The 17,645-nt window shown below is 46.4% G+C and carries 15 protein-coding genes; 9 read left to right on the top strand and 6 right to left on the bottom strand.

What is annotated here, in order from left to right:
* Positions 1-540: 540 nt before the first annotated feature.
* The 4 genes from ggt to rarD all read right to left on the bottom strand — a co-directional run bounded on the left by ggt (position 541) and on the right by rarD (position 4,967).
* On the bottom strand, positions 541-2,307 hold the full coding sequence (ggt, locus tag MSG33_RS23080) for a gamma-glutamyltransferase (RefSeq protein WP_248382271.1): 1,767 nt from the start codon (positions 2,305-2,307) through the stop codon (positions 541-543).
* A 98-nt stretch (positions 2,308-2,405) separates the two neighbouring features.
* The gene (locus MSG33_RS23075; protein ID WP_150915996.1) at positions 2,406-3,077 is read right to left on the bottom strand and encodes a LysE family translocator; all 672 of its coding nucleotides are present in this window, start codon (positions 3,075-3,077) and stop codon (positions 2,406-2,408) included.
* Between the two features lie 101 nt (positions 3,078-3,178).
* Positions 3,179-3,976 (bottom strand): AraC family transcriptional regulator, encoded by a 798-nt coding sequence (locus tag MSG33_RS23070; protein ID WP_006743074.1) that lies wholly within the window; start codon positions 3,974-3,976, stop codon positions 3,179-3,181.
* 73 nt (positions 3,977-4,049) lie between these two features.
* Positions 4,050-4,967, bottom strand: a complete 918-nt coding sequence (rarD, locus tag MSG33_RS23065; protein WP_248382269.1) for an EamA family transporter RarD — start codon at positions 4,965-4,967, stop codon at positions 4,050-4,052.
* Between the two features lie 174 nt (positions 4,968-5,141).
* Here rarD and recQ point away from each other — a divergent pair, with 174 nt between their 5' ends.
* From recQ to MSG33_RS23050, 3 genes are all read left to right on the top strand, one after another.
* Positions 5,142-6,977 carry an ATP-dependent DNA helicase RecQ gene (gene recQ / locus MSG33_RS23060; protein ID WP_005397012.1) on the top strand — a complete coding sequence of 612 codons (1,836 nt, stop codon included), beginning with the start codon at positions 5,142-5,144 and terminating at the stop codon, positions 6,975-6,977.
* A 9-nt stretch (positions 6,978-6,986) separates the two neighbouring features.
* A complete protein-coding gene (locus MSG33_RS23055) occupies positions 6,987-7,292 on the top strand; it encodes a DUF3630 family protein (protein ID WP_047010220.1) in 306 nt (101 codons plus the stop codon).
* 282 nt (positions 7,293-7,574) lie between these two features.
* Entirely contained in the window at positions 7,575-8,243 is a 669-nt protein-coding gene (locus MSG33_RS23050; protein ID WP_005397008.1) for a 7-cyano-7-deazaguanine/7-aminomethyl-7-deazaguanine transporter, read from the top strand.
* A 180-nt stretch (positions 8,244-8,423) separates the two neighbouring features.
* Here MSG33_RS23050 and gppA read toward each other — a convergent pair whose 3' ends face one another.
* Together gppA and rhlB are read right to left on the bottom strand one after the other, a co-directional pair.
* Positions 8,424-9,917, bottom strand: coding sequence for a guanosine-5'-triphosphate,3'-diphosphate diphosphatase (gene gppA / locus MSG33_RS23045; RefSeq protein ID WP_046874560.1), 1,494 nt, complete (start codon positions 9,915-9,917; stop codon positions 8,424-8,426).
* Positions 9,918-9,936: 19 nt separating this feature from the next.
* Positions 9,937-11,256, bottom strand: a complete 1,320-nt coding sequence (gene rhlB, locus MSG33_RS23040) for an ATP-dependent RNA helicase RhlB (RefSeq protein WP_005397003.1) — start codon at positions 11,254-11,256, stop codon at positions 9,937-9,939.
* Positions 11,257-11,367: 111 nt separating this feature from the next.
* On the opposite strand from rhlB, the gene trxA reads away from it, so the two are divergent.
* From trxA to fre, 6 genes are all read left to right on the top strand, one after another.
* On the top strand, positions 11,368-11,694 hold the full coding sequence (gene trxA, locus MSG33_RS23035; protein ID WP_004745500.1) for a thioredoxin TrxA: 327 nt from the start codon (positions 11,368-11,370) through the stop codon (positions 11,692-11,694).
* A gap of 196 nt (positions 11,695-11,890) precedes the next feature.
* Complete coding sequence (rho, locus tag MSG33_RS23030) at positions 11,891-13,150, top strand: transcription termination factor Rho (RefSeq protein WP_005378757.1); 1,260 nt, start codon at positions 11,891-11,893, stop codon at positions 13,148-13,150.
* A gap of 105 nt (positions 13,151-13,255) precedes the next feature.
* A complete protein-coding gene (locus MSG33_RS23025) occupies positions 13,256-14,248 on the top strand; it encodes a hypothetical protein (RefSeq protein WP_248382267.1) in 993 nt (330 codons plus the stop codon).
* Positions 14,249-14,340: 92 nt separating this feature from the next.
* Positions 14,341-16,194 carry a 4-hydroxy-3-polyprenylbenzoate decarboxylase gene (gene ubiD, locus MSG33_RS23020; RefSeq protein ID WP_248382265.1) on the top strand — a complete coding sequence of 618 codons (1,854 nt, stop codon included), beginning with the start codon at positions 14,341-14,343 and terminating at the stop codon, positions 16,192-16,194.
* Entirely contained in the window at positions 16,191-16,460 is a 270-nt protein-coding gene (locus tag MSG33_RS23015; RefSeq protein WP_248382263.1) for a 2Fe-2S iron-sulfur cluster-binding protein, read from the top strand. The genes ubiD and MSG33_RS23015 overlap by 4 nt, the downstream gene beginning before the upstream one ends.
* Before the next feature lie 14 nt (positions 16,461-16,474).
* A complete protein-coding gene (gene fre / locus MSG33_RS23010; RefSeq protein ID WP_074190854.1) occupies positions 16,475-17,188 on the top strand; it encodes an NAD(P)H-flavin reductase in 714 nt (237 codons plus the stop codon).
* The last annotated feature ends 457 nt before the right edge of the window (positions 17,189-17,645 follow it).

Raw genomic sequence — 17,645 nt, 5'->3', positions numbered from 1 at the left:
TGCATCAAATCCTTGATAGCGTGCTGCATTCCTTCAGCTTAATCCTTTCGTCGCCTTCCTAGCGGTGTCCTTGACCTTATCCTGGTCTGCTAACCATCCTCGTTAGCTCTCATCACTTGTTCCCTGAGCGGTGTCCATGACATCATCCTGATGTTCAGTCCTTTCCTCGTCCAGAGGTGTCCATTTCCCGTCCTTAGTAGCAACCGTCCTAGTTGCTATTGATTCCGTTCAATGTCCAGTTTTGCAATCCATGCCCGACTATTCATCCTGAATACCCGTTTCTTCTTCCTGAAGTTCACCAAATCCGTGGTGTTTCCTGTTCCGTGTCAACATCCTTCCGACAAGATTCATATTACGCTCTTCACGATTCTCAACAATGGTCGAAGCCCACATTTTTCTCAATCAAAAGCGTTTGAAAAATAAACATATTTATATTATTCAATAGTTTATGTTTGTTTGTGGGCTGTTTTACCATTAAAAAAGAGAGGTTTGCTCCACTCCTTGTGAGAGATCTCGCACAAGGAGTCGAGCAAAACAGGCCTATTTGCCGATTGCTGCTCCTTCTCGACGAGGATCTGCGGCACCTTCTAGTCCATCTTTTGTGATGCGTATCGCATGCAGTCCAGAATTCAAATCACGAACATTGGTTTTAAAGCCCATCTTCTCCAGCTCTGGCTGTAAGCCTTCTGCAGCGGTACCTTGCTCAATATCTAAGGTGCCAAAACGGTCGAGTAATCGTGGTTGATTGATAGCTTGTTGGATATTCATATCCCATTGCGTGTGGGCAATGATGGTTTGCGCCACGTAACCGATGATTCGACTGCCACCCGGAGAACCTATCGCCATGTAAGGTTTGTTATCTTTCATCATAATGGTCGGGGCCATTGAAGATCGTGGACGCTTGCCTGGTTCTATGCGGTTGGCGATTGGGATTCCGTCGTTATGAGTACGGAAAGAGAAATCGGTCAGTTCATTATTGAGCAAGAAGCCACGCACCATTAAGCGCGAGCCAAACGCATTCTCAATGGTGGTCGTCATTGAAACCACATTGCCTTGCTTATCGACGATATTGAAATGGCTGGTGGAAGGGAGTTCAATGGACTCGTCCATGCTTAAGTTCATTGCGTGCGACCACGGAGGATTGCCCGCTTCAACTTTGCTTAGTGCTTTGCCGACTTGGATCAGCTCTGCTCGCTGCTGGAGGTAGCTTTCATCAAGCAAGCCTTGCGTTGGCATCGGCACGTAATCTTGGTCTGCCATGTATTTACCACGGTCAGCAAACGCTAGACGCGATGCATCGGCGAGTACTTGCCAAGATTTAATGCTGTTAGCCCCCCAGCCTTTGAGATCGTACTGTTCAGTGATCGCCAAAATCTGACCAATGGTGAGCGCGCCAGAGCTTGGTGGTCCCATGCCGCAAATGTCATAGCTTTGGTATGCTGCACAAACCGGCTCACGTTGTCTGATTTGGTAGGTATCAAAGTCGGGTTGGGCTAATACGCCGGGGTTACCCGGCGCGTTTTGTACCGTCTTGATAATGTCTCTGGCGATATCCCCGTGGTAGAAGGCTTGAGCACCTTGCTTAGCAATAGCACTCAGTGTTTGTGCGTATTCAGGGTTTTTTAATAGCGTACCTTCGGTTTTTGGCGAGCCATCCGAGTTAAAGAAATAGGCTTTTGTGACTGGAAAGCGTGATAAACGCTCGGCGTCTTTTTCTATCAAGCTTGCTAGGCGAGGACTGACTTTGAATCCTTGCTCCGCAAGCGAGATAACAGGTTGAATGATCTTTTTCCATTCCAGCTTGCCGTATTTCTGGTGGGTATCCCACAATAGTTTCACGGTGCCTGGTGTTGCGACAGAGCGTCCTCCAACCACGGCATCGTAGAATTGCAATGGCTGACCGTTCTCATCTAAAAATAGCTTTGGCGTTACGGCGAGGGGGGCGGTTTCACGCCCGTCGTAAGTGGTCAGTTTTTGCTTTTCGCTATCCCAATACACTAAGAACGCACCGCCACCAATACCTGATGACTGGGGTTCAACTAAGCCAAGCATCAATTGCACCGCGACCATGGCATCTATCGCATTCCCGCCGTGCTCAAGTACGTCTGCACCCGCTTGAGTCGCCAGTGGGTTAGCAGCGGTAACCATATAATCTTTAGCTTTGACCAGCTGCTTTTGCTCAATGCCAGTGCTGTGCTCTGGTGCGACCGAATCTGCAGCTTGGTTAGCGAAGGCTTGTCCAGTGAAGGTGAAAGGGGAAGTAAGAAAAAGACCCGAGAGTACGAGTCGGTTAAATGTCCATTGCATGATGACTCTCCATGTTGCCAACTAAGGTTATTCAGCTTGGCAGCCACGGAGATAGTCGTCGAGTTTCCTATTAAAGAAATGTCGAGTGTGCGACGCTTTTAAATCAGAGAGTTATCGAGAAAGGAGCGGAAGGTTTGCACTAAAATACTGCTGCCAACTAGGGTAAATACCACACCACATAAACCATCTATATAAATGCCAGCTTGCTGCAATCTTGTTTGCAAGCGCTGCGTTGACAGCATCCATGCAAGGCTAGAAAACCAGAGTAGCGACAAACCAAACAAAATCACCAGAGCAATTCCTTTTCCTGTCACCGACATGCCCACTGGGACAAGGCTCGACATTAAACTTACAAAAAATACTAAGGCTTTGGGGTTGAGAATATTGGTTGCGAACCCCTTGGTAAACGCCTGACGTTTATTACTGATCACAAGATTACTGTTTTTGCTTGGCTGATCAGAAAGTGGGTTTTTGATCGTCGCGATCACGCCGCGCAGTGCACCGATACCCAAATACAACAGATAGCTGCCCCCAAGCAATTGTAAGACGGAGTAGAGCAGAGGATGCTGGTGAACTAAATAGCTCACCCCCGTTAGGCTGAATAAAGAATGCAGCAAAATACCGACTGATAAGCCAAGCGCAATGTATAAGCCAGTTTGACGGCCATGACGGGTGGCATTTTGTACCACAAGCGCAAAATCCGGACCTGGGCTCATTAAGGCAATGAAGTGGATACTGGCAAGCGTTAAAAGGATAGTCGATTCATTCATAACACATCTCAAAACATAGTGGATATGAGCTATTGTCGTGATTCTTATTCGGTAGTGCTTGTAAAAAACTAGCAGTACTGAATACCACAACGTATGAGATATTAGCGTGCCACTTGCGAAGGCGAGACGCCATAGGTTTGTTTAAACGCTTTACTAAAGTGGGCCTGATCATAAAAGCCCACTTGATAGGCGACGTCCGTACCACACCATCCTGCTTGGAGTAGTTTCATTCCTTGCTCTAATCGCAAGCGAGCAAACCAAGCGTAGGGAGTCATCCCCGTTTGCGCTTTGAAATGGCGTTGAAACTGCGTGGGGCTCAGTTGGCAGAGCTCTGATAGTGCATCTAAACGAACTGTTTGGTCGAGATTCGCCATTAAGTAATCTTTTAAGGTATGCAAAGACTGTTTTCCAAGCGGAACCACTTTTTGCCTCGCGAGTGATCCGTAGCGATCAAAAAGTTGATTAAATCCTTCAAAAGGAAGGCAATCTTTGGTGAGTTGGCTGAGGTTCTCGCGGCGAAGAAGAGCATGCAAGTTACTAAGTTGTGAAAATATCTGTGGATCGGAGATGATCAATTCATTAAAGCGGATTATTTGACCATTTTGACTAAGATCGGCAAGATCGCTGAGTAGGTGCGGCTCGATCGCAAATACATTCACTTCATAGCCACTTTCGAGCTTAGAGTGCCCGTCGTGCAGTTCATCTGGCGGCATAATTACGATTTGCCCATGACCCACTTGATGGCTACAGCCTTGATATTGGAACTTTTGCGTGCCATGCGTGATCAGACCGAGGTGAAAGTCCAGATGATAGTGCCTTTGGAAGGCAAACTTCTGGTATTTCGCCTCGATCAGGCTCAGCTGATCATGGTCGGTTGCGTAGTATTGAATCTGTTCCATTACATACAAAAAAGCTTGGTCACATTATGACCAAGCTTATCTGGCAATTTCTAACTTGTCTTGTAAAAAACGATCACTGTGGCTGAACGATTCGGCGTGAGCGACGGTTGTTGCGCAGTCCATCAAAGCTAAATACGACTAGCGCTCCCCAAATAAAGGCAAAGGTAATCGCTTTATCCATGCTAAAGGGTTCGCCATACATCAGTACTGCCAGTAAGAACATCAAGCTTGGGCCGATGTACTGGAAAAAGCCCAACGTTGATAATTTGAGTCTTGTTGCCGCACCCGTAAAACAAAGTAGGGGTAGTGTGGTAATCACCCCTGCTGCAATCAACAAGCTATTTAATGCTAACGGGTTAGTGAGCATATTCGACGTTGGGGTTTCTGCAATAAACAGCAGATACACGGCGGCGACAGGCAGAAGGAGTAATGTTTCGATAAACAATCCTGTTTTTGCATCGACACTGACTTTCTTCCTTAAGAGGCCATAGAAGCCGAAACTCATTGCTAACGCCATCGCAACAACGGGCACGGAGCCGAATATAATCAATTGGACCAGTACACCACAGCCCGCTAATACGACAGCAAACCATTGCAACTTACGAAGTCGCTCTCCCAAAAAGACCATGCCGAGCAAGACATTGATTAATGGGTTGATGTAATAGCCTAAGCTCGCGTCAAGCATATGATTGGAATTGACCGCCCAGATGAAAATCAGCCAGTTTCCGCCAATTAATACAGAACTTGCGATCAGGTAAGCGATCTTCGTTTTGTCTTTCGCGATGTAGTAAACCGAGCGCCAGTGACGGCCAAAGTGAAGGAGTGCGGCAAGCAAAAAGAAAGACCAAATCACCCGGTGGCTCAGAATCTCCAAAGGGGATACTTGTGCGATGGATTTAAAATACATCGGCGCAATGCCCCACATGGTATAGGCACCAATCGCCAGCAAGATACCTTGCCGAGCGCGTTGTTGTTCGTCTTCTGGTGTCATGAGGTGTCACCTAATTGTGTGTTTATAGAGCAGAAAATCAGTATACGAGTCGTGATGCGAAACACCTAGCAATTTGCGGTTTTATTCACCACGAAACCCCATTACAATGTGCCCTCACTTTGTGTGCCTGGGCATGCAAAAGCATTTCTACGATCACTCAATCTGAGATTATTCATGACCTCAACCTTGCTAGCCGAACAATCAGATACGCCTGTAACGCCTCAACGTGTGTTGGAGGAAGTATTCGGTTACCAGACGTTTCGTGATGGTCAGCAAGAAGTTATTGAAGCCGCTATCGAAGGCAAAGACAGCTTGGTCATCATGCCGACTGGTGGCGGTAAATCTCTCTGTTACCAAATTCCGGCGTTAGTGCGCTCAGGGATTACCTTGGTGATTTCACCGCTGATTTCATTGATGAAAGACCAAGTTGATCAACTGAAAGCCAATGGTGTAGCAGCGGAGTGTGTGAACTCGACCATGAATCGAGAAGAGCTACTGAGTGTGTATAATCGCATGCACTCTGGTCAGCTTAAGCTAGTGTATGTCTCGCCAGAGCGCGTGTTAATGCGTGACTTTATTGAGCGTTTAGAAAACTTACCCTTATCTATGATCGCCGTGGATGAAGCACATTGTATCTCTCAGTGGGGACATGATTTTCGCCCAGAATACGCGGCGTTAGGTCAGTTAAAGCAACACTTTTCACATGTACCTTTTATGGCACTCACTGCCACCGCCGATGATGCGACGCGTCGTGATATTCTAGAACGCTTACGCTTACATGAACCTCAGGTGTATCTAGGAAGCTTTGATCGTCCCAACATTCGTTATACCTTGGTGGAAAAGCACAAACCGGTTTCTCAAATCATTCGCTATCTAGCCACCCAGAAGGGAAGCTGCGGCATTATTTACTGCGGCAGTCGTAAGAAAGTTGAAATGGTGACCGAGAAGCTATGCAACAACCATATCCGCGCTGCTGGTTATCATGCAGGGATGGATACTGAAGAGCGAGCTTACGTTCAGGAAGCTTTTCAACGTGATGACATTCAAATCGTCGTTGCGACGGTTGCATTCGGCATGGGTATCAATAAGCCAAACGTGCGCTTTGTTGTGCATTTTGATATTCCACGTAACATCGAGTCCTATTATCAGGAAACCGGTCGAGCAGGGCGAGATGGCCTGCCTGCCGAAGCGATGATGCTATACGACCCAGCAGACATCAGTTGGTTGCGTCGTATGTTGGATGAAAAAGATGATGGACCGCAGAAGCAGGTAGAAAGCCACAAACTCAATGCGATGAGTGCTTTTGCGGAAGCGCAAACCTGTCGTCGTCAGGTACTGCTCAACTATTTTGGAGAGTATCGCGAAAAGCCGTGTGGTAACTGCGATATCTGCCTGGACCCACCAAAACACTTTGATGCGACCGAAGAAGCGCGCAAAGCGTTATCGTGTGTTTACCGCGTTAACCAAAGTTTTGGTATGACGTATGTGGTTGAGGTGCTGCGTGGGATGCAAAACATTCGTGTGCGCGAACACGGCCACGATAAAATTTCGACTTACGGCATTGGTCGTGATCACAGCCATGATTACTGGGTGAGTATCTTCCGCCAGTTAATTCATAAAGGGCTGCTATTTCAAAACATCACTCGTAACTCGACGTTGCAATTAACCGAAGAAGCACGTCCATTACTACGTGGTGATGTGTCTTTAGAACTTGCAGTTCCACGTTTAGATACCGCTGCACGTGCCGCGAAGTCGGATAAACTGACCAGCAAAAACTACGATAAGAAGTTGTTTGCCAAACTACGTAAGCTACGTAAGTCGATCGCCGATGAAGACGGTTTGCCACCATACGTGGTATTCAGTGATGCGACCTTGATTGATATGGCAGAAATGCTGCCAACGTCATACGGCGAAATGTTAGCGGTTAGTGGCGTTGGTCAACGTAAACTAGAAAAATACGCCGATCCATTCTTGGATCTGATCCAAGAACACATTACTCACCACGGATAAGGAATCCATATGCACAAGGAATTTGGTCTCGCTGATTACATTGTTGAAGAAGGGCGTCTTATTATTACCGCTCCAAGCTTCGACCTCGATACTTTTCCGGCATTGGGTGAGCGTTTGGTGAAATTATTATCTGCGTCTGTGGTAGAAAAACAGTGGGATGCGGATATTCACTCTTGGTTGATTGATTTTGAAGGCTGCCGCTTATTTATGAAAGCGGAGCACTACAGCGAAGCGATTTGGTTTGAAGCGCTAACAATAGAAGAGAGTAGGGAAGAGCTCGACTATTTAGCCGGATTGTTCCAACGCGGCTTCTAAATTCAAGTTATCTATTCTTTAAAGGGTGTTTCACATGAAACACCCTTTCTTATTTTTGCATCAAAGCCCTTGGTTTTGACGTGATGTTCGCGAAGAAACGTTTGCGTATAAAACACCGCTTGTGAGTAAAATTGGTTAATGTATAATCGCCCACCGCTTTACTCTGAATGAGTTAAGTTAGTTTAATCGTCATTTTTTACATTGTTGGTAAGAGCGCTTTTCTCTGTAGAAAACGCTCGATTTGGGTTCCCTCGCCCCCAAACCAAACTAAAAAGGTATCGCATGAGTAACTTTACCCCTGCGCAGCAGCGCAACGCCCTTATCTATCTGGTTTTATTTCATCTAGTCATTATTGCATCCAGCAATTACCTAGTTCAGCTACCGTTTACTATCTTTGGCTTACATACCACCTGGGGTGCATTCACCTTCCCATTTATTTTCCTTGCGACGGATTTAACCGTACGTATTTTCGGTGCTCAGTTGGCGCGTAAGATCATTTTCTTAGTAATGTTGCCTGCTTTGGCTGTCTCTTACTTCTTATCGGTGGTGTTCTTCGAGGGGCAGTTCCAAGGTTTTGGTCACTTAGGGGAATTTAACTTATTCGTTGCTCGTATCGCGATTGCTAGCTTCATGGCGTATCTACTTGGTCAGATTATGGATGTGCACGTGTTCAACCGCCTACGCCAAATGAAACAGTGGTGGGTGGCCCCAACGTGTTCAACTCTTTTTGGTAATGCACTGGATACCATCGCCTTCTTCGCGATTGCGTTCTACCAAAGTCCAGATCCATTTATGGCGGAACATTGGACGGAAATCGCGCTGGTGGACTACGGCTTTAAGTTAGTGATTAGTCTTGGTCTGTTTGTGCCTATGTACGGCGTACTACTGAATTACTTAATTAAGAAGCTAACGGCAGTGAACCCTAACTTTAAAGTTACGACGACGGCATAGTTTTCATCAGTTAATAGCAACAAAGCCGCTTTTGATAGCGGCTTTGTTGTTTCTAAAGCAAATGTACAGCGAAATGAGTATTTAGATCATTGGTGTCTCAAAACTCTATGAGTTGTACATAGGATAATAACGGGTATTAAAAAGGCTCCAAAAGGAGCCTTTGTCATGGGATAACAACCATTAATCAGAGGTAATCGTTAATGGCCAACCGATATCAGTTTGACGGTTGGATTCGATTTCTAGCTCAGCGGCGGTCAACGGGTTGGCCGCTAGCCACTGTGCATCAATGTTTAATGTTAGGTTGTCACCTTCAGCCGTTAATACGACGTTTGGCTCTAAGTTTTGGTTGCGACGGTGAGTCAACAACACCGCTAAGCGCAACAACCGCAGTACGCGCTTGGCACTTGAGCCTGATAACGCGTGTTGCTCAGGCAGTGAGGTGAGTTGTTCTCGATAACGACGGGCAATCTCACCAATAAAGAACTTCTGCGCGCGAGTGTAGCCAGGTAAATCCAAATTCTGGAGTAGGTAAGCACTGTGCTCACCGCCTTTTTTGAAATCGATCGTTAAGCCGATTTCATGCAGCTTTGCGGCGGTTTCAAGCAATATCTTGCCTTGAGGTTCCGTAATCCACTCATCGCCGCCGGCTTGCTCCAACAGTTTGCTTGCCAGTGTCGCAACTTGTTCACCGTATTGGTGATCGAGCTGATAACGATTTTGTACGCTGGCAATTGTGCGAGCACGGATGTCTTCTTGACGTAGCTCTTCAACCATCTCGTAGACTAAGCCTTCACGTAGTGCGCCGCCCGCGAGTGTCATCGCGTCGATTTCCAGTAATTCAAAAACGGCAATCAAAATAGATAGGCCGCTAGGGAACACTAACGCACGTTCAAGCGTTAAGCCTTCAATGTCGAGCTCTTCTAAATGATCGGCTAACATGGCTTGCTTCTGCAGGCGTTTCAATTTGGAGTGAGTGATTACTTCGTCCATACCTTGCGCTAGCATTATCTCTTGCAATGCCTGAACGGTGCCTGATGCGCCAACGCACACATCCCAACCGATTTCTGTATAGCGCTCTAGAATTGGCTGGATTGTCTGCTTCGCGCCTTCAATTGCTGCGTCAAAGTTACGCGCATTCAACTGGCGATCTTTAAAGAAGTTTTCCAGCCAAGTCACACAACCCATTTTTAAACTGGTCAGTGCTTTGGCTTCGAAACCTTCACCGATGATGAGTTCTGTACTTGCGCCACCAATATCGACCACAAGACGGCGACCGCTGCCTCCAGAAGTGTGTGCGACACCTTTATAGATAGTGGCCGCTTCTTCTTCACCAGAGATAACGTCGATTGGTTGACCAAGAATCTGGTTCGCCTTCTCCAGAAACACATCTACATTCGTGGCGGTACGTAAAGTGGCTGTGCCTACAATACGAATGTTCTGTTTAGGAATATCCTGCAAGCGTTCCGCAAATAGACTTAAGCAGTCCCATCCTCGCTGCATAGCTTCCATACTAAGAGAATTATGTTCATCTAGGCCCGCTGCTAGACGAACCTTGCGCTTAATTTTAGCCATTGTTTGAACGCTGCCATCGATATGACGCACAACGAGCATGTGAAAACTGTTCGACCCGAGGTCGATGGCGGCGTATAGCGGCGATGATCCTGCTTGACTCATAAACGAACTCAGTTTCCTTTTACGATTGTTTTGGTGCCGATTGACGCGGTTGGCGCGGACGACGTCCTTGCGGCTTGCGGTTACCTGAACCTGAACGAGTACCGCCAGTATTCGTACGACGCTGTTGGTTGCGTGGCGCACGCATACGAATTGGCGCTGGCAGATCTTGGATCAGCGCTGACGAATCGTATTCTGAAACTGGGATAGTGTGCTCAATGTATTCTTCGATTGCAGGCAGGTTAATTGCGTACTCTTCACAAGCAAAACTGATCGAGTGGCCGCTTGCACCAGCACGACCTGTACGGCCAATACGGTGAACGTAATCTTCACAGTCGTCAGGAAGGTCGTAGTTGAAAACGTGCGTCACTTGAGGAATATGCAGACCACGGGCAGCAACGTCAGTTGCAACAAGAATGTCGACATCACCTTTGGTGAATTGCTCAAGAATCTTTTCACGTTTCTTCTGCGGTACATCACCAGTAAGAAGACCGACACGGTGTCCATCGGCAGCCAAGTGACCCCAAACTGATTCACACTTGTGTTTCGTGTTCGCAAAAATGATGGCGCGATCTGGCCATTCTTCTTCAATCAAAGTTTGAAGGAGGGCCATTTTATCTTCGTTAGAAGGGTAGAAAAGTTCTTCCTGAATGCGGTGACCAGTTTTCTGTTCTGGCTCTACCACAACATGCTCAGGGGTGTTCATGTGCTCAAATGCCAGTTCTTGAACACGGTAAGAAAGCGTCGCTGAGAACAGCATGTTCAAACGCTCTTTTGGCTCAGGCATACGACGGAACAAGAAGCGAATGTCTTTAATAAAGCCAAGATCGAACATGCGGTCGGCTTCATCCAGAACAACGGCTTGAATGTTGTTAAGATTGAATACGCGCTGTTTGTAGAAATCGATGATACGACCTGTCGTACCAATCAGAATATCAACACCATCTTGCAGCTTATTCAATTGCTTATCGTAGCTTTCACCACCGTAAGCCAAAGCGGTTTTTAGACCAGTGCTCTCAGTTAGTGCTTCTGCATCATTGTAAATCTGAATAGCAAGCTCACGTGTTGGCGCCATAATGATTGCGCGTGGCTGCGTAGGCTTACGACCTTCATGCTCTGGTGTCGTCAGAAGGTGGTTGAATGTAGCAGTAAGAAACGCGAGCGTTTTACCAGTACCCGTTTGGGCCTGGCCTGCGATGTCTTGGCCGGTGAGCAGGACCGGCAACGCCAAGGCTTGGATAGGGGTACAAAATTCGAACCCTTTTTTGTCCAATCCTTCAATAACTTGGGGCTTTAAGCCCAAATCGGCGAACTTTTGCTCTGTGATATGCGTCTTTTTCATGGCTATAGAATATCAGCTAAAGCTTGCAATACGAAAGTAAATACATTCCAATAGGGCATCTAATTACTGGTTATCATCCAACCAGTTTCGAAAAACACATTGGAGTGGAAGATGAGTGATAAGATTTTGCAGCTAACTGATGACGGTTTTGAAAACGATGTAATCAACGCTGCAGGCCCGGTTCTAGTGGATTTCTGGGCAGAATGGTGTGGTCCTTGTAAAATGATCGCTCCTATTCTGGACGAAATCGCAGACGAGTACGAAGGCAAACTCACTATCGGTAAACTAAACATCGACCATAACGCAGGTACACCACCTAAGTTTGGTATTCGCGGCATTCCAACGCTACTGCTATTCAAAGACGGCAACGTAGCGGCAACGAAAGTTGGTGCTCTGTCTAAAACTCAACTAAAAGAGTTTTTGGACGCAAACTTATAATCACCAAGTGATTACAGATAAAACCGTGCAAAGTAACAACGCACGGTTTTGTTTTTCTAACTCTGGACTAGAATACTAATTAGTGCTAACTTATCGCGCGTTAATTGAACAAATTTCTCTTCTTGGTCGATCCTGAGACCAAATCCATCTTAACTAGAAAACAGATCTTATTTTGACTAAACAAGAATCCACCACCATGAACCTTACCGAACTGAAGAACAGACCTGTGTCTGACCTTGTAAAACTGGGCGAAAGCTTAGGATTAGAGAACCTAGCTCGCTTAAGAAAACAAGACATCATCTTCGCGATTTTAAAAGCGCACGCTAAAGGCGGCGAAGACATCTTTGGCGATGGGGTTCTGGAAATTCTGCAAGACGGCTTTGGTTTCCTACGCAGTGCAGATAGTTCATACCTTGCGGGTCCGGACGATATCTACGTATCACCAAGTCAGATTCGTCGCTTTAACCTACGTACTGGTGACTCTATCGCTGGTAAAATTCGTCCACCAAAAGACGGTGAACGCTACTTTGCCCTTCTAAAAGTCAATACCGTTAACGACGACAAACCAGACAACGCTCGTAACAAGATCCTATTTGAAAACCTTACCCCTCTGCATGCAAATGAACGCATGGTAATGGAGCGTGGTAACGGTTCTACAGAAGACATCACAGCACGTGTTTTAGATTTGGCATCGCCTATCGGTAAAGGTCAACGTGGTCTGATTGTTGCTCCGCCAAAAGCGGGTAAGACAATGCTTCTGCAAAATATTGCTCAAAGCATCGCATACAACCACCCAGAGTGTGAGTTGATGGTACTTCTTATCGACGAACGTCCAGAAGAAGTAACAGAGATGCAGCGTCTAGTTAAAGGTGAAGTAGTCGCGTCGACTTTCGATGAGCCAGCATCTCGTCACGTACAAGTAGCGGAAATGGTAATCGAGAAAGCGAAACGTCTTGTTGAACACAAGAAAGACGTGGTTATCCTGCTTGACTCTATCACTCGTCTCGCTCGTGCTTACAACACCGTAGTACCTTCATCAGGTAAAGTACTGACAGGTGGTGTGGATGCAAACGCACTACACCGTCCTAAGCGTTTCTTTGGTGCAGCACGTAATGTTGAAGAGGGCGGTAGCCTAACGATCATCGCAACGGCACTAGTAGATACTGGTTCTAAGATGGATGAAGTTATCTACGAAGAGTTCAAGGGTACAGGTAACATGGAACTGCACTTGAACCGTAAGATTGCTGAGAAGCGTGTATTCCCTGCGATTGACTTCAACCGTTCAGGTACACGTCGTGAAGAGCTACTGACGAAGACTGATGAACTACAGAAAATGTGGATTCTGCGTAAGATCGTTCACCCAATGGGCGAAATCGACGCGATGGAATTCCTCATTGATAAGCTAGCGATGACGAAGACCAACGATGAGTTCTTCGATGCGATGCGTCGTCAGTAATAGCTGAGTCCTTATTCTAAAAAAGCCACCGTTAACGGTGGCTTTTTTGTTGCTTTCTCCCGATGGAAGCATCAGAATGAGGAGAAATGTTATCGGGAGGTTAACATGCAACAAGGAATGTTGTCGTCATTACTCCTGAGCTTGTCACTGCTCACTCTACCCGTGGCCGTTTCTGCGAAGGAAATGCAGGAGTCTGTGGTAGAACAGTGGCTTCAGGATACTCAAATACAGGCTAAAGTCTCTGAACTGCTTGATTACGTTGTCAGGGATGAGGTCGACTCGCTTAAATTTGCCCTTGATCGACTAGCTTTACCTCAACAAGAGGTCGTGCGTTTTCGGTTATTGGAAAAGCTTGAGAAGCAAGATGTGATTCTCACGCCTAGAATGGCTCTGTTTGTTGAGTCTCAGATCCGTATGACTCCTACTTATCAGGTTCTAGAGCGAGGGGACGGGTATGAGTTTAGTGTGCCTGCCTTTAACTTTCCTGCCATTGCAAGCCGCTTGATTAAGCGTTGGAAGCAAGACCAAAGTACCTTGGACTTTGTACTACAAGCTGAGCGGAAAGAGCTCGACTTAAAGCAATGGCTTACAGGGCAATCTCAACAAGCTCAGGCGCGTGAAGCACTTTTGATTCGAGAGTTGGACAGCTTATCACCGCATGCGCTTGCCGCATTAACCACTCAGTTAACCAAAGCGAATGTGACCAGTTGGCTACCATCGACAGCCGTGATCGTGAGATTAGCGCAAGTAAGTCAAGATGAGGAAGTGTACAACTTACTCTGGCGGATGAGAGCGGATTACAATAGCCAGTCCGAACTCGAGCGTTTAGCTACGGTTGGGGACGTTTTTTCAATTCAGCAATTGATGAACTCCACCGTCAATCCGTCACTCAAACCAGAAGCCATTAGTCTACTCACAAAATCCAACCCTTTATCTCCGCAAGTGAAACAGTTTCTAGTGAGCAAAATGGCACTATCGGAAGAAGCTACCATGGTCGCTCGAGAGCTGGCGCAGCAAGGGCATCAAACCTGGTTGGAAGAGTTAGTCTCTAACAACCATCAAGTGAAGACCCGGCAGATAGAGCAAGTATTAAAGTAATCTGGCTCACATACCCACACAAAATAGGAGGATCTTAGCGTCCTCCTATTTGTTATACTGCGGACAGTTTAATCAGCCAGTCATGAAGGCCTATGAGTTTTAAGGATTTACGCGAATTTATCGACCACCTAGAACAGAAAGGTCGACTTAAACGCATTGCTCACCCCGTCGACCCCGCTTACGAAATGACAGAAATCAGTGACCGCACCTTGCGTGCTGGTGGACCTGCGCTGTTGTTTGAGAACCCAATTGGCTACAACGTACCTGTTTTGACCAACCTATTTGGTACACCAGAGCGTGTCGCGATTGGTATGGGACGTGAAGATGTTAAAGAATTAAGAGAAGTCGGTAAGCTGCTGGCTTATTTGAAAGAACCTGAGCCACCAAAAGGCTTCAAAGACGCATTGGAAAAATTGCCAGTGTTCAAGCAAGTATTGAACATGCCAGCCAAGCGCTTAAGAAAAGCATCGTGCCAAGAGACTGTGTGGCAAGGTGATGAAGTCGACTTGGACAAAATCCCGGTAATGAGTTGCTGGGCGGAAGACGTTGCACCACTGCTTACATGGGGCTTAACCGTGACCAAAGGTCCAAACAAGAAACGTCAGAACCTAGGTATTTACCGCCAACAGAAAATCGCCAAGAACAAAATCATAATGCGTTGGTTAGCTCATCGTGGTGGTGCGCTTGACCTACGTGATTGGATGGAAACCAATCCAGGTAAACCTTTCCCAGTTTCGGTTGCGTTTGGTGCAGACCCCGCAACCATTCTTGGCGCAGTAACGCCAGTGCCAGATACGTTATCGGAATACGCATTTGCAGGTTTACTGCGTGGCAGCAAAACGGAAGTCGTGAAGTCAGTCAGTAATGATTTGGAAGTGCCAGCGAGCGCGGAAATCGTCATGGAAGGCTATATCGACCCGAACGAGTTTGCTGATGAAGGTCCTTATGGCGATCACACTGGCTACTACAACGAAAAAGAAAAGCACCACGTGTTTACCATTACGCACATTACTATGCGTAAAGACCCTATTTATCACAGCACCTACACAGGCCGTCCGCCAGATGAACCAGCTGTATTGGGTGTGGCATTAAACGAAGTGTTTGTGCCGATTCTGCAGAAACAATTCCCAGAGATTGAAGACTTCTATCTACCGCCAGAAGGTTGTTCGTACCGAATGGCAGTCGTCACCATGAAGAAGCAGTACCCAGGACATGCCAAGCGCGTAATGATGGGCGTGTGGTCTTTCTTACGTCAATTCATGTACACCAAGTTTGTTATTGTGTGCGATGAATCGGTAAACGCGCGAGATTGGAATGATGTCGTCAAAGCCATGTCAGAGCATATGGATCCTGTACGTGATACCTTGATGATAGACAACACGCCAATCGACTCGCTCGACTTTGCTTCGCCAGTGGTGGGGTTAGGTTCCAAAATGGGACTAGATGCGACCATCAAATGGGATGCGGAACTTGCAACACGTCCCCAAATCAGTAAGCAAGACAGTAAAGTAATAACAGAAGCCGATTTGGAATCACTGAAACAACAGCGTCCAGAGATCATTGATATCTATCTACCGCCAACAACCAATAATCGTTTTGCCGTCGTTACGATGAAGAAAGACCAAGCGGGCCAATCTCAAGCATTAATGGAATACCTGTGGGACTTCTTCGCGCAGTACACCGACAACAAGTTCGTTATCTTGTGTGATGAGGACGTCAATGCGCGAGATTGGAATGACATCATTTGGGCGGTGACCACTCGTATGGATCCGGATAGAGATACCACTCAAGTATCAGGTAAGGCAGAAAGTTCGTCCAAGCTCGGACTGGATGCGACTAACAAGTTCGAATCTGAAGTCACGCGTGAGTGGGGTACGCCAATTAAAAAAGATCCTAAACTTGTGGCTAAAGTCGATGAGATTTGGGACCAGTTAGGTATTCTATGAGTCATCAAGTCCACCTTCTGCCTATAGACGTAACATTTGAGGTTAAAGAAGGGGAAACGGTGTTGGAAGCTGCGCTCAACAACAATATTCGCTTCCCACACCGTTGCCAAGTTGGCGCTTGCGCCATGTGCATGTGTAAAAAGCTAACGGGCGAGGTGAGCTATCACCTCGAACCTATGCTAACCGAAAAAGAGCAACAGCAAGGTTGGATATTCCCTTGCCAAGCCTATACAGAAAGTAATTTAGTGCTTACTTTTGACGAGTAAGCGAGAGGAACACCATGACCATCCAATGTAAAGTAAAGTCTATTCAGCCGTTAGCTTGTAATACTTACCAAATCCTTCTTCATCCAGAATCACCAGTGCCTTTTAAAGCGGGTCAGTACCTAATGGTGGTGATGGGTGAAAAAGACAAACGTCCTTTCTCTATCGCGAGCAGCCCTTGCCGTCATGAAGGTGAACTTGAACTGCATATCGGTGCGGCGGAACACAACGCTTACGCTCAAGAAGTTGTCGAAGCAATGCAAGCGGCGCTTGAAACTGATGGTCAGATTGAAATTGATGCCCCGCATGGTGACGCTTGGGTTCAAGAAGAAAGTGAACGTCCACTATTATTAATTGCTGGTGGTACAGGTTTTAGTTACGTGCGCTCGATTCTGGATCACTGCGTCGCGCAGAATAAAACCAACCCTATCTATCTATATTGGGGTGCGCGCGATAACTGCCAACTTTATGCAAAAGAAGAACTGATCGAGATCGCCGATAAGTTTACTAACGTTCACTTTGTTCCAGTTGTAGAAGAAGCACCTGCTGATTGGCAAGGTAAGGTTGGTAACGTGCTACAAGCGGTGAGTGAAGATTTCGAAAGTTTAGAAAACTACGATATCTATATTGCAGGTCGATTCGAAATGGCTGGCGCAGCACGTGAACAGTTCACTCAGAACAAGAAAGCGAAGAGCGAACGTATGTTCGCAGACGCGTACGCATTCATTTAAATACGGCTTGTGAGGCAGAAAAAGAGGGTTTTTTACCCTCTTTTTTGCTTTTTTGATGAAATAGTCATCGAACAGTCGGTTTTTCCCATTTTTTTCCAAAAAAGGGTTGCGAACGGATCTGAGTTCCCTATAATGCGCATCCACCGACACGGCAGAGGCGATAAGGCTTCAGCAGGGTCGGAGAGGTAAAAAGCTTCTACGAAAAATAAAATTGAAAAAGTGTTTGACACTGCCAATTAAATCGCTAGAATGCACCTCCGCTTTGAGAGAAAAACTTCTCGTAAAGCAAGCTCTTTAACAATATAGACCTATCAATCTGTGTGGGCACTCGTTGATGATAATCCAATTAGAAATTTCTCTTAATAAAGAGGGGTTTCAAATTAGGTTTCAATGATACGAAGTGACCATTGAATCTTCGGATTCAGCACAGTCAATTCAAACATTACTTTATGTAATG

The organism is Vibrio sp. 1CM7H (assembly GCF_023161645.1).
Lineage (GTDB): Bacteria > Pseudomonadota > Gammaproteobacteria > Enterobacterales > Vibrionaceae > Vibrio > Vibrio diabolicus.
The sequence above is the reverse complement of the archived record's forward strand: the minus strand, read 5'-3'. Positions and strand labels throughout refer to the sequence as shown.

Coding starts and splice junctions, on each gene's coding strand:
- gppA (WP_046874560.1), bottom strand. CDS start 9,917: ATGAGTCAAGCAGGATCATCGCCGCTATACGCCGCCATCGACCTCGGG.
- MSG33_RS23050 (WP_005397008.1), top strand. CDS start 7,575: ATGAGTAACTTTACCCCTGCGCAGCAGCGCAACGCCCTTATCTATCTG.
- recQ (WP_005397012.1), top strand. CDS start 5,142: ATGACCTCAACCTTGCTAGCCGAACAATCAGATACGCCTGTAACGCCT.
- MSG33_RS23075 (WP_150915996.1), bottom strand. CDS start 3,077: ATGAATGAATCGACTATCCTTTTAACGCTTGCCAGTATCCACTTCATT.
- rhlB (WP_005397003.1), bottom strand. CDS start 11,256: ATGAAAAAGACGCATATCACAGAGCAAAAGTTCGCCGATTTGGGCTTA.
- rarD (WP_248382269.1), bottom strand. CDS start 4,967: ATGACACCAGAAGACGAACAACAACGCGCTCGGCAAGGTATCTTGCTG.
- MSG33_RS23025 (WP_248382267.1), top strand. CDS start 13,256: ATGCAACAAGGAATGTTGTCGTCATTACTCCTGAGCTTGTCACTGCTC.
- MSG33_RS23070 (WP_006743074.1), bottom strand. CDS start 3,976: ATGGAACAGATTCAATACTACGCAACCGACCATGATCAGCTGAGCCTG.
- fre (WP_074190854.1), top strand. CDS start 16,475: ATGACCATCCAATGTAAAGTAAAGTCTATTCAGCCGTTAGCTTGTAAT.
- MSG33_RS23055 (WP_047010220.1), top strand. CDS start 6,987: ATGCACAAGGAATTTGGTCTCGCTGATTACATTGTTGAAGAAGGGCGT.
- rho (WP_005378757.1), top strand. CDS start 11,891: ATGAACCTTACCGAACTGAAGAACAGACCTGTGTCTGACCTTGTAAAA.
- MSG33_RS23015 (WP_248382263.1), top strand. CDS start 16,191: ATGAGTCATCAAGTCCACCTTCTGCCTATAGACGTAACATTTGAGGTT.
- trxA (WP_004745500.1), top strand. CDS start 11,368: ATGAGTGATAAGATTTTGCAGCTAACTGATGACGGTTTTGAAAACGAT.
- ubiD (WP_248382265.1), top strand. CDS start 14,341: ATGAGTTTTAAGGATTTACGCGAATTTATCGACCACCTAGAACAGAAA.
- ggt (WP_248382271.1), bottom strand. CDS start 2,307: ATGCAATGGACATTTAACCGACTCGTACTCTCGGGTCTTTTTCTTACT.